Annotated in this window: 12 protein-coding genes; 7 read left to right on the top strand and 5 right to left on the bottom strand. The window is 41.8% G+C overall.

What is annotated here, in order from left to right:
• Nucleotides 1–83 precede the first annotated feature (83 nt).
• The 3 genes from gpsA to PMI_RS15735 form a co-directional block, all read right to left on the bottom strand.
• Entirely contained in the window at nucleotides 84–1,097 is a 1,014-nt protein-coding gene (gene gpsA, locus PMI_RS15745) for an NAD(P)H-dependent glycerol-3-phosphate dehydrogenase (protein ID WP_004246453.1), read from the bottom strand.
• The gene (secB, locus tag PMI_RS15740) at nucleotides 1,097–1,570 is read right to left on the bottom strand and encodes a protein-export chaperone SecB (protein ID WP_004246454.1); all 474 of its coding nucleotides are present in this window, start codon (nucleotides 1,568–1,570) and stop codon (nucleotides 1,097–1,099) included. Before secB ends, gpsA begins: the two co-directional genes overlap by 1 nt.
• 70 nt (nucleotides 1,571–1,640) lie before the next feature.
• A complete protein-coding gene (locus PMI_RS15735; RefSeq protein WP_004246455.1) occupies nucleotides 1,641–2,078 on the bottom strand; it encodes a rhodanese-like domain-containing protein in 438 nt (145 codons plus the stop codon).
• 3 nt (nucleotides 2,079–2,081) lie between these two features.
• Here PMI_RS15735 and PMI_RS19135 point away from each other — a divergent pair, with 3 nt between their 5' ends.
• The 4 genes from PMI_RS19135 to PMI_RS15720 all read left to right on the top strand — a co-directional run bounded on the left by PMI_RS19135 (nucleotide 2,082) and on the right by PMI_RS15720 (nucleotide 6,246).
• The gene (locus tag PMI_RS19135; protein ID WP_071531011.1) at nucleotides 2,082–2,369 is read left to right on the top strand and encodes a hypothetical protein; all 288 of its coding nucleotides are present in this window, start codon (nucleotides 2,082–2,084) and stop codon (nucleotides 2,367–2,369) included.
• 65 nt (nucleotides 2,370–2,434) lie between these two features.
• Complete coding sequence (gene rimO, locus PMI_RS15730) at nucleotides 2,435–3,766, top strand: 30S ribosomal protein S12 methylthiotransferase RimO (protein WP_004246457.1); 1,332 nt, start codon at nucleotides 2,435–2,437, stop codon at nucleotides 3,764–3,766.
• Nucleotides 3,767–3,985: 219 nt separating this feature from the next.
• Nucleotides 3,986–5,278: a murein hydrolase activator EnvC gene (gene envC, locus PMI_RS15725; protein WP_012368663.1), complete on the top strand. Its 1,293-nt coding sequence runs from the start codon at nucleotides 3,986–3,988 to the stop codon at nucleotides 5,276–5,278.
• Between the two features lie 2 nt (nucleotides 5,279–5,280).
• A complete protein-coding gene (locus PMI_RS15720; protein ID WP_004249736.1) occupies nucleotides 5,281–6,246 on the top strand; it encodes a divergent polysaccharide deacetylase family protein in 966 nt (321 codons plus the stop codon).
• 539 nt (nucleotides 6,247–6,785) lie between these two features.
• Here the strand turns inward: PMI_RS15720 and tdh are convergent.
• Both tdh and PMI_RS15710 read right to left on the bottom strand, forming a co-directional pair.
• On the bottom strand, nucleotides 6,786–7,811 hold the full coding sequence (gene tdh, locus PMI_RS15715) for an L-threonine 3-dehydrogenase (RefSeq protein ID WP_004246460.1): 1,026 nt from the start codon (nucleotides 7,809–7,811) through the stop codon (nucleotides 6,786–6,788).
• A 9-nt stretch (nucleotides 7,812–7,820) separates the two neighbouring features.
• On the bottom strand, nucleotides 7,821–9,020 hold the full coding sequence (locus PMI_RS15710) for a glycine C-acetyltransferase (RefSeq protein ID WP_012368662.1): 1,200 nt from the start codon (nucleotides 9,018–9,020) through the stop codon (nucleotides 7,821–7,823).
• A 267-nt stretch (nucleotides 9,021–9,287) separates the two neighbouring features.
• On the opposite strand from PMI_RS15710, the gene rfaD reads away from it, so the two are divergent.
• From rfaD to rfaC, 3 genes are read left to right on the top strand one after another with little or no spacing between them, the layout of a single operon-like run.
• Nucleotides 9,288–10,226 (top strand): ADP-glyceromanno-heptose 6-epimerase, encoded by a 939-nt coding sequence (gene rfaD, locus PMI_RS15705; protein WP_012368661.1) that lies wholly within the window; start codon nucleotides 9,288–9,290, stop codon nucleotides 10,224–10,226.
• 9 nt (nucleotides 10,227–10,235) lie between these two features.
• Nucleotides 10,236–11,288 (top strand): ADP-heptose--LPS heptosyltransferase RfaF, encoded by a 1,053-nt coding sequence (rfaF, locus tag PMI_RS15700; protein ID WP_012368660.1) that lies wholly within the window; start codon nucleotides 10,236–10,238, stop codon nucleotides 11,286–11,288.
• Complete coding sequence (gene rfaC, locus PMI_RS15695; RefSeq protein ID WP_012368659.1) at nucleotides 11,285–12,247, top strand: lipopolysaccharide heptosyltransferase RfaC; 963 nt, start codon at nucleotides 11,285–11,287, stop codon at nucleotides 12,245–12,247. The genes rfaF and rfaC overlap by 4 nt, the downstream gene beginning before the upstream one ends.
• Nucleotides 12,248–12,304: the final 57 nt, after the last annotated feature.

Below are 12,304 nucleotides of genomic sequence, written 5' to 3'. Positions count from 1 at the left end.
TAAGTAAATACTTAGGCTTTGAATTTTCAAACAAATGGATAGTTAAAACAGATACCCTAAGAATATTATTTAAAATAAACTGACTACAGGCTACTGTCTATCTCATCTTTGGTTGCTCGCCCTAATAAAGCCAATGCAGCCTCTTTTACATCTTTATGTTGATATAAAATTTGGTAAATCTGTTCGGTGATTGGCATTTCTACACCCACTTGTTCGGCTAATGCGCGAACTTCTTTGGTGTTACGATAACCTTCGACTACCTGGCCAATTTTCTCTTGGGCTGTATCAACATCTAAACCTTGACCTAGCATCATACCAAAGCGACGATTACGTGATTGATTGTCTGTACAGGTTAAAACCAAATCACCCAAACCAGCCATGCCCATAAAAGTTGCCGCATCTGCACCTAAGGCTTTACCTAAACGGCTCATTTCGGCTAGACCTCGGGTAATCAGTGCGGTACGCGCATTAGCGCCAAATCCCATACCATCAGACATACCCGCACCAATAGCAATCACGTTTTTAACAGCGCCACCCAGTTGCACACCGATAAAATCAGGGTTTTTATAGACTCGGAAACTTTTACCACAATGAAATAGCTGTTGTAACTGCTCTAAAAAGAGATTATCCGTCGAGGCCACTGCAATCGCGGTGGGCAAACCCGCGGCAAGCTCTTTAGCAAAAGTAGGGCCAGATAATACTGCGAGCGGGATTTCATTACCTAATACTTCACGGGCAACATCTTGTAATAAGCGACCAGTATGTGCTTCAAGACCTTTTGTCGCCCAAACAACACGTGCATCCTGACGTAAAAAGGGTTTGATTTGTTGCAGTACTTCACCAAACACATGGCTTGGGATCACCACAAGAATATTACGGCTCGCTTCAATCGCTTTTTGCAAAGAAGCTTCCATATATAAACTATCAGGAAAGGAAACATCGGGCAGAAAGGCTTGATTACAGCGCGCTTGTTCTAATGCCGCAACGTGCTTGGGATCATGCCCCCACAGCACAACATCGTGCCCATTACGCGCTAAGGTAATCGCTAAAGCGGTGCCGTATGAACCGGCACCGATAACTGTCATAGAAGCGTTCATTAAGCTTCTTCAACTCCTGAGTTTGCTGCATCCTGTTGCTGTTGTTGCTGTAAATAGTTCATAAACAACGCATCAAAGTTAACAGGTGCTAAGTTTAATTGTGGGAAAGTACCACGACCCACTAAGTTGGTGATACATTCACGTGCATAAGGGAATAGTACGTTCGGGCAGTATGCACCTAAGCAATGTGCTAATTGTGTACCTTCGATACCTTCAACAGTAAAGATACCTGCTTGTTGTACTTCACACAGGAAAGCGGTTTCTTCTTCCATTGTTGCCGTAACAGTGACACGTAAGATAACTTCATATACATTTTCAGCTAGCGTATTAGAAGAAGTATCTAAATCTAATTTAACTTCTGGTTGCCACTCTTTTTGGAAAACTTGTGGGGCATTTGGCGCTTCGAAAGAGATATCTTTTGTGTAGATACGTTGAATTTGAAAAGTCATCTCTTGGTTTTGCTGTTCTGACATAATAATCTTACCTTTTTATATCCTTATTAAATTGAATAGCAGTAAGTATAGAACTCAATCTGCCCGCTCGTTACTTTTTACCTTTTGCCAGTGGTAAATTCTCACCACTCCAACCTGAAAGACCATCTTTTAAAATAAAGACTTTTTCAAAACCTAATTTGATAAGGCTTTCAGCAGGTTTTGCACCCTCAATACCTGATGGTGATACCACAATTACCGGCTGTGATTTATATTTCTCCAGCTCAGCAATATTGTTACTTTTGATCTCAGAAGGCGTTAAATTGATAGAATCGATGATGTGTCCTTTACGGAACTCATCACGGCTACGGATATCAACACAAACCGCATTCTCTTTGTTTATCAAAGAAATCGCTTCTGTACGGGAAATATTTTTCGTTTTAGAAAAAAGGCCTTTAAAGGTCAATACAATGACCGCCACCAGCAGCGCAATCCAGATAAAACTTAACAGGGTGTGCCGGCTAAAAAATTGCATTACTTCTTGCAGCATAGGATGCAATCACTCTCGTTAGTTAAAAATAGTATTAAAGAGCCAAAGTATACCTTTGTCATGGCGCAATTACAGCCTATTCCTTCGTTTCTCTTTCAGTTTTTGCGGAAAGTTTCTCAACAATCATTTTTTTTATTGACGGATTTATGTACCATTAGCGCCGAAAAATCCTGTAAAACAGCGTTTAAAAGAGTCTCTCTTTTCACTTTACCGGATCTCTCTTCAGGTAAGCTATTAAGAAATCAGCATTCATCATCAAAGCCTGTGACAAAAATAGTCACTCGTACGTAGAATTTCACACCTGTCTGAGATACAACCACTATTTGTTATTTATTAAAAGTATTGAGAACACGAGCATGTCGCAAACAAATCAAGTGCCTAAAATTGGATTCGTTTCTTTAGGTTGTCCTAAAAATTTGGTGGACTCTGAACGTATCCTCACCGAACTGCGTACAGAAGGTTATCAAGTTGTTCCTACCTATGATGATGCTGATTTAGTCATCGTCAATACCTGTGGCTTTATTGATAGCGCAGTACAAGAATCTCTTGAAGCCATTGGCGAAGCACTCGATGAAAACGGTAAAGTTATCGTCACTGGTTGTTTAGGTGCCAAAGAAAATCAAATCCGTGAAGTTCACCCAAAAGTGCTGGAAATCACCGGCCCTCATAGTTATGAACAAGTGTTATCACATATTCATCACTATGTTCCCAAACCTTCCCATAACCCATTTACCAGCTTGGTTCCCGAGCAGGGCGTTAAATTAACCCCTCGTCATTACGCTTATCTAAAAATTTCTGAAGGTTGTAATCACCGTTGTACTTTTTGCATTATTCCTTCAATGCGAGGTGATTTAGACAGTCGCCCAATTGGTGAAGTGTTAAATGAAGCGAAAAGATTAGTCAATGCTGGGGTGAAAGAGTTACTGGTTATCTCACAAGATACTTCCGCTTATGGAGTTGATACCAAACATCAAACCGGTTTTTGGGATGGTATGCCCGTTAAAACCAGTATGGTCAGTTTATGTGAACAACTGGCAAAATTAGGGATTTGGGTACGTTTACATTATGTTTACCCTTATCCACATGTGGATGAGGTTATTCCATTAATGGCAGAAGGCAAAATTTTGCCTTATTTAGATATTCCGCTACAACACGCTAGCCCGAAAGTGCTGAAATTAATGAAGCGCCCAGGCTCTGTTGAGCGTACTTTAGAGCGTGTAAAACGTTGGCGAGAAATTTGTCCTGAATTAACGTTACGTTCAACCTTTATTGTCGGTTTCCCGGGAGAAACAGAAGAAGATTTCCAAATGCTATTGGATTTCTTAACCGAAGCTCGTTTAGATCGCGTGGGTTGTTTTAAGTATAGCCCCGTTGAAGGTGCGAAAGCGAATGAATTACCTGATCAAGTTCCTGAAGAGGTAAAAGAAGAGCGTTACCATCGTTTTATGCAACTACAGCAACAAATTTCCACCGAGCGTCTGCAAGAGAAAATAGGTAAAGTTTTACCGGTTATCATTGATGAAGTGGATGAAGAAGGTGCTATTGGCCGTAGTATGGCGGATGCACCGGAAATTGATGGTGCTGTTTACCTTAATGAGCAGTTTGATGTCGAGCCAGGACAGATTGTACGTGTGCTAATTGAGCATGCCGATGAATATGATCTGTGGGGTACCATCGTCGAACAATAATTTATCCTGTGTACAGCGTGATAACTATTCTATTGCGCTGTTACACATTGTGCTGCTTTTTTCCTCTTTCCGACTATTATTGCTTTATTATCATCTCTGAGTTCATTAGATTAACTGTTAGGTATTATCTGAAATTACGACTTTATTTCCTGTTAACTGGTCAGTTGATTAGCGACATGAAATAATCTTATAAACTGTTATTAAAGGTACTTTGGTCAGATGGCAGAGAAAAAGGATCTTCAGAACACAACACACCGTACTTACCGTGTATTTTCTTTACCGTTAATCACGCTACTGATTAGCACATCTCTGTTTTCTGCAACCAGCGCTTTTGCCAATACATTAACGGATAATCGTAGTCAGTTAAAAGATCTACAAACCACCATTGCTGAAAAAGAAAAGCGCGTTCAAGAGCAACAAAAACAGCGCACGGCTTTACTTGGACAACTCAAATCACAAGAGACACAAATCGCTAATGCCAGCCGCTCTGTGCATGAGACGCAAAACCGCTTACAAACCTTAGCTAAAGAGATCAAAACCATCACCGCAAATATTGCCCGATTGCAAAAGCAATATAACGAGCAACAAGCACTGTTAGCACGCCAACTCGATGCGGCTTACCGACAAGGAAAACATCAAGGTATTGAGTTACTGTTTCGCGGTGAAGAAGGTCAGCGAGAAGAGCGGATCTTAGCCTATTACAGTTATATAAATGAAGCGCGTAAACAGTCAATGGAGCAATTGGCGCAAACTTCCAAAGAGCTACAGGCAGAAAAAGACGCCCAACAAGCGAAACAGAACGAGCAAAAGCAGGTACTCACCAAACAGCAACAAGAGAAACAAAAACTAGATAATGCGCTAGCTGCACGTCAAAAAACATTAACGCAACTAGAATCAACCTTAAAAGAAGATCAACGCAATTTAGCCACCATGCGTGCTAATGAAATACGCTTAAGAAATAAAATTGCTCAAGCAGAGCGTGAAGCCAAAGCGCGAGCTGAGCGTGAAGCACGGGAAGCTGCTCGTATTGCCGCCAAGCAACGTGAAGCGCAACAGCGTGGTTCGACCTATAAACCCACCGCCGAAGAACGCTCTTTAATGTCCCGTACTGGCGGATTGGGTAAACCTGCAGGTCAGGCTATTTGGCCTATTAGAGGCAGTTTATTACACCGCTTTGGTGAGTCTATTTCCGGCTCGGGTGAATTACGTTGGAAAGGAATTGTGATCCCCGCAGCACAAGGCACCGAAGTAAAAGCGATTGCGGATGGTCGGGTGCTGTTAGCCGACTGGCTACAAGGATATGGTTTAGTGGTCGTCGTCGAGCACGGCAAAGGGGATATGAGCCTTTATGGCTATAACCAAAGTGCGTTAGTCAATGTTGGTCAGCAAGTCAAAGCTGGACAACCTATCGCCTTGGTAGGAAACAGTGGTGGACAAGAGCGTTCAGCGCTCTATTTTGAAATTAGACGCCAAGGAAAAGCAGTCAACCCAGTTCCTTGGCTTGGGAGGTAGCTTTGCATTTACTTGGCACATTACAACGAAATATCGCGCTAACACTTAGTTTAATGTTGCTAAGTTTTCTATTCAGTGCACCTGCTTTTTCGGCAAAATTGGCTATTGTTATTGATGATTTTGGTTATCGAAAAAAAGAAGATAACCAAATCTTACAACTGCCAACAGCCGTTTCTATTGCCATATTACCCAACTCACCCCATGGTAAAGAGATGGCGACGAAAGCCCATGCCCAAGGACGAGAAATTCTTATTCATATGCCAATGGCACCCATTAGCAAACAGCCATTAGAAAAAGATACCTTAAAGCCTTCCATGGATCAGGCTGAAATTAATCGTATTATTCAAAATGCAATTAATCGTGTGCCTTATGCTGTGGGTATGAATAATCATATGGGGAGTGCGATGACATCGGATAGGCAAGCGATGGATAGAGTGATCAAAGCCCTTAATCATTCTGATCTCTATTTTCTTGATAGTGTCACTATAGGCAATACGCAAGCGGCCACGGCAGCCAAAGCGGCTGGCGTTCCTTCTTTACGCCGGCATGTATTTTTAGATAATGTGCAAACAGAAGCAGAAACCCGACAACAGCTTAATCGTGCTATTAATTTAGCGCGTAAAAATGGTTTTGCCATTGCCATTGGTCACCCCCACCCTTCAACCGTAAGGGCATTACAACAGCAGTTACCACTACTACCTGCCGATATTCAGCTAGTCGCACCCAGTGGTTTGTTAACCCCTTCACCAGACAGCCCAATGGTGCAAGAGCCACCCGCTGTTATACCGCCAACAGAGCAATCTAAAGAGCCAAAACCTGCAACATGGTTAAAGCCAGCACAACAAGCCATTATTTCAATGAAAAAAAGTACTCTTATGAAAGTACTTACTAAAAAATTAATGACCTTCGAACAAGATAAGCAATTCCCTTCCCAGCATTTAGAAAGCAACAAAGATAAAGTCGAATAAATAAAAATATTTAGTGGAAAATATTCAGATCAAATTAGGTTACTTGAAGAAAAAGAAGATGATATTAATTTCTATTTTTTGAGAGGACTAGGCTAATTGTTTTGTTTATTATATCCCCAAAAGACAAATCCCAAGGTCTGCTAACTAAAGCTCGCCTCGGGACTCTAAGTAGATTGTTTAAGGGCGCATAACAACACAAGTTGCCAGTGGGGCCAAAAAACTGCTCTGAAAGGGATTATAGAAAAACATGGCGGAAAGTCAACAACCTTACCCATATACAGAAATAGTTAACTTAAAACAAAAAGCACATTAAAAAGAATATTGCTATTTTTGGTGATCCTAAAAGTTTTCTTCATGCAAAGAAAATATTTCAAAGTAAAAAAATAAAATATCTAGTTGTTACAAATTCAAATAATCTTGTTAGAGGAATAATAGAAAAGCCTCATCGACAAATATAATACAAACCTATTTTCCCCTTAATATAGGTATTTATTTAAAAGAGGTAGCGCCCTTTCACCGTTCAGGGCGCTTTATAACTCCTACTGCCAATCTAAAATTACTTTGCCCGATTGACCTGAACGCATAATATCAAAGCCTTTTTGGAATTCATCGATAGGAAATTGATGAGTAATAATCGGTGAGAGATCAAGACCCGACTGGATCAGCGCCGCCATCTTATACCATGTTTCAAACATCTCACGACCATAAATACCTTTAATAAATAATCCTTTAAAAATGACTTGTCCCCAATCAATAGCCATATCTGAAGGAGGAATACCCAGTAAAGCAATACGACCACCATGATTCATCGTACTAAGCATGGTACGAAAAGCCGGTGGCGCACCGGACATTTCTAATCCAACATCAAAGCCTTCGGTCATACCTAATTCTTTCATCACATCTGTTAGATTTTCCTTGCTAACATTGACTGCACGGGTGACACCCATTTTTTTAGCCAGATCAAGGCGGTATTCATTAACATCGGTGATCACCACATGGCGTGCCCCCACATGTTTACAGATTGCAGCCGCCATAATACCAATGGGTCCCGCACCTGAAACCAGTACATCTTCCCCCACTAAATCAAAAGATAACGCCGTGTGTACTGCGTTACCAAAGGGATCAAAAATAGCCGCCAGTTCATCTGGAATATTGTCAGGAATTTTAAATGCATTAAAAGCGGGAATAACCAGATATTCCGCAAAACAACCGGGACGATTTACGCCAACACCAATGGTATTACGGCATAAGTGTGTACGCCCACCACGGCAATTACGACAATGACCGCAAGTAATATGCCCTTCCCCCGAGACGCGATCACCAATATTAAAACCTTTAACCTCTTGGCCAATAGCAACAATCTCACCAATATATTCATGGCCGACCACCATGGGAACCGGTATGGTTTTTTGTGACCACTCATCCCAGTTATAAATATGAACATCTGTACCACAAATGGCAGTTTTACGGATCTTGATCATCACATCGTTATGACCAAGCTCAGGTACGGGTACATCGGTCATCCAGATACCGGGTTGTGCTTTTAATTTTGACAATGCTTTCATATTAGAACCTTATGCAATCACATTAAGTTGCTTACCGATTTTAATAAATGCAGCAATAGCACGTTCAATTTGTTCTGGGGTGTGTGCCGCTGACATTTGTGTACGAATACGTGCTTGCCCTTGTGGTACTACTGGGTAGAAAAAGCCAGTGACATAAATACCTTCATCAAGTAAACGTGCTGCAAATTGTTGCGCTAGTTTGGCATCTCCTAACATCACAGGAATAATCGCGTGATCAGCCCCCGCCAAAGTAAAACCTGCTGCCGTCATTTTTTCACGAAAAAGTGCTGCGTTACGCCATAAACAAGCGCGCAGTTCATCCCCTGATTTCAGCATATCTAAAACTGCAATAGAGGCGCTCACAATTGCAGGGGCTAAAGAATTTGAGAATAGATAAGGACGAGAGCGTTGACGTAACCACTCCACCACTTCTTTACGAGCTGCGGTATAACCACCCGATGCGCCACCTAAAGCTTTACCTAATGTTCCTGTGATGATATCGACGCGATCTAATACATCACAATACTCATGAGTACCGCGCCCTTGTGTGCCGACAAAACCCACCGCATGCGAGTCATCGACCATCACTAATGCGCCATATTCGTCAGCCAAATCACAGATACTTTTTAGATCAGCAATCACCCCATCCATAGAGAACACCCCATCGGTGGCAATCATAATATGGCGGGCATTATCTGCTTTGGCCTGTTCAAGTTGGGCACGTAACACCGCCATATCGTTATTGGCATAGCGATAACGCTTGGCTTTACATAAACGAACACCATCAATAATCGATGCGTGATTTAGCGCATCAGAAATAATTGCATCTTCAGATCCCATCAGTGTTTCAAATAACCCACCATTGGCATCAAAACAAGAGGAGTACAAAATGGCATCTTCCATACCCAAAAATTCAGCGATGTTCTTTTCTAATGTTTTATGTAGATCTTGCGTTCCGCAGATAAAACGTACCGATGCCATACCAAAACCGTGGCTATCCATTCCCGCTTTCGCCGCTGCAATAAGTTGTGGGTGGTTAGCTAAACCTAAGTAGTTATTGGCACAAAAGTTAATAACATGACTACCATCAGCAACCGCAATATCGGCACTTTGCGAAGAAGTGATGATCCGCTCATTTTTAAATAAGCCATCTTGACGTGTTTGTTCGAGTTGTTGATTAATTTGTTGATAGAAAGAGTGAGTAGACATGCTTTCTCCTAAGGCAGAGACGAAAAGAGATAAGAGCTAGAGTTGACTATAATATAATCATTATTGTTTCTTATTTTATGCTTTTGTTCGATTAAAAACGACAAATGTAAATAAATAATGTTATTTGTGTAATTAAGATCACTAATCATCACTGCGATTTTCAAGAATTTCAGTCTACTCTTCTATGATGAATGCTACCGTTCACGCTGTTCAGTGTTATTATAGTTGCAGAGCTAATTTTTAGATTTTATATAAAGGGGTAGCCATATGATTATCGTCACTGGCGGTGCAGGTTTTATCGGCAGCAATATTGTTAAAGCATTAAATGATGAAGGTTATACCGATATTTTAGTGGTTGATAACCTAAAAGATGGCACAAAATTTGTGAATCTTGTCGATCTTAATATCGCTGACTATATGGATAAAGAAGACTTTATTGCCAGTATTGTAGCCGGTGATGATTTTGGTGATATTGATGCCGTATTCCATGAAGGAGCATGCTCTTCTACTACCGAATGGGATGGCAAATATATGATGGATAATAACTATCAATATTCTAAAGAGTTACTGCATTATTGCCTCGATCGCCAAATTCCTTTCTTATATGCCTCTTCTGCTGCCACTTATGGTGGCCGTACTGATCATTTTATTGAAGAAAGAAAATATGAAGCCCCACTTAATGTCTATGGCTACTCTAAATTCTTATTTGATGAATATGTGCGCCAAATTTTACCTGAAGCACAATCTATGGTGTGTGGTTTCCGTTATTTCAATGTGTATGGCCCCCGTGAAGGGCATAAAGGCAGTATGGCCAGTGTCGCCTTCCATTTAAATACACAAGTCAATGACGGGCAAAATCCCAAATTATTTGAAGGTAGTGAAACCTTCCAACGTGACTTTATTTATGTGGGGGATGTGGCTGCGGTTAATTTATGGTTCTGGCGCAACAATGTCTCCGGTATTTATAATTGTGGTACCGGCCGCGCAGAATCGTTCCAAGCCGTGGCTGATGCAGTTATCGCTTATCATAACGATAAAGATCTCTCTGTTGAGCATATTGAATTCCCTGAGAAACTCAAAGGTCGTTATCAAGCCTTTACACAAGCTGATCTGACAAATTTACGCAAAGCAGGCTACAGCGCCCCTTTTAAAACGGTCGCAGAAGGTGTTGCTCTTTATATGCAATGGTTAAATCAGGATAAGTAATCGCGGTTTATGAAAATTTTTGTGGTAGGGCCTTCTTGGGTTGGGGATATGATGATGTCCCAAAGCCTATATCGTACATTAAAAGCGTTACATCCTGCGGCAACTATTGATGTGATGGCACCCGCTTGGTGTCGTCCATTATTAGAGAAAATGCCCGAGGTCGATAATGCCATTGCTATGCCTTTAGGTCACGGTGCCTTAGCAATTGGTGAGCGTCGCCGCTTAGGTAAACAACTAAAAGCCAAAGGTTATACTCATGCTTATGTTTTACCTAACTCATTTAAATCCGCTTTAGTGCCGTTCTTTGCCGCTATTCCTAAACGTACTGGCTGGCGAGGAGAAATGCGTTATGGATTATTAAATGATTTACGCCCATTGGATAAAGCCGCATTTCCATTAATGGTAGAGCGTTATGTTGCGCTTGCTTACGATAAACAGCAGGTACATTCAGCCGCTGATTTACCAAAGCCGTTATTATGGCCAAAACTGGCTGTCTCTGACAAAGATATCACTACCACACTTAAGCACTTTTCATTATCTACACAGCGCCCTGCTATCGGTTTTTGTCCGGGGGCGGAATTTGGTCCTGCTAAACGCTGGCCTCATTACCACTACGCGACATTAGCCCAGAAACTTATTAGCGAATATGGCTATCAGATTTTCTTATTCGGTTCACAAAAAGATAAGCCTGCAGGGGAAGAGATCAAACACGCCTTAACCCCCGATGCCCAAGCTGCTTGTATTAATCTGGCCGGTGAGACTTCTCTTGAGCAAGCCGTTAACCTCATTGCCGCTTGTAAAGCCGTGGTCAGTAACGATTCTGGCTTAATGCATGTCGCCGCAGCATTAGAGCGTCCATTAGTTGCCCTTTATGGCCCAAGTAGTCCCGACTTTACCCCCCCGTTATCCGATAAAGCTCGTGTTATTCGTTTAATTACTGGCTATCACAAAGTGCGTAAAGGCGATGCTGAACAAGGTTATCACCAAAGCTTAATCGACATTCAACCGGAACAAGTCTTTAGCGAACTCGAGCAATTACTCGCTACGGAGCCATCGCTATGAAGCGGGTACTGATTGTTAAAACCTCTTCCATGGGGGATGTACTGCATACCCTACCGGCATTAACTGATGCAAGAGCAGCATATCCTGAGATCTGTTTTGATTGGGCCGTTGAAGAAGGTTTTGCGCAAATTCCAAGCTGGCACCCAGCTGTTGATACCGTTATTCCTGTCGCAATACGCCGTTGGCGTAAAAACTGGTTTAGTGCGCCTATTCGCGCTGAACGTGCACAATTTCGTCACGCGATACAAGCACATCATTATGATGCGGTGATTGATGCCCAAGGTTTACTAAAAAGCGCTTTTTTAGTTACACGCTATGCGAAAGGCACTAAACACGGCTATTCTCGTCACAGTGCTAGAGAGCCTTTAGCGAGTTTTTTCTATGATATTCGCCACAATGTCAGTAAAAAAATGCATGCGGTAGAGCGTATCCGCCAGCTATTTGCCCTTAGCCTTAATTACCCACTTCCCACCACTCAAGGGGACTATGGTATAGCACAGCATTTTCTCTCATTACCCGCTATTGATAAACGCCCTTATTTAGTCTTCTTACACGCCACTACCCGTGATGAGAAACATTGGCCCGAGACCCATTGGCGAGAGTTAATTGCATTACTGGCGAATTCAGGTTTACGTATCAAACTACCTTGGGGCGCAGAGCATGAACATCAGCGTGCAATACGCCTTGCTCAAGGTTTTGACTATGTTGATGTATTACCCAAAATGTCACTCGCAGAAGTGGCTCAAGTGATTGCCGGAGCGCAAAGTGTCGTTTCTGTCGATACCGGATTAAGCCATTTAACCGCAGCCTTAGATAAGCCGAATATTACCCTCTTTGGCCCTACCGATCCGGGATTAATCGGCGGTTATGGTAAGGCACAAAGGTCGTTAAAAGCAGCAGGTGGGGATATTGGTGAGATTCAGGCACTAGATGTGCTAAAATCTTTCACTCATGTGTAAAAAGAAAATATATTTTTACTTGTGCAACTATTACCTATTTTTTAGTATATTTTAGGA

This window comes from Proteus mirabilis HI4320, from assembly GCF_000069965.1.
Classification (GTDB): Bacteria; Pseudomonadota; Gammaproteobacteria; order Enterobacterales; family Enterobacteriaceae; genus Proteus; species Proteus mirabilis.
Note: the sequence above shows the minus strand (reverse complement) of the source record. Positions and strands in the feature narration are given on the sequence as shown.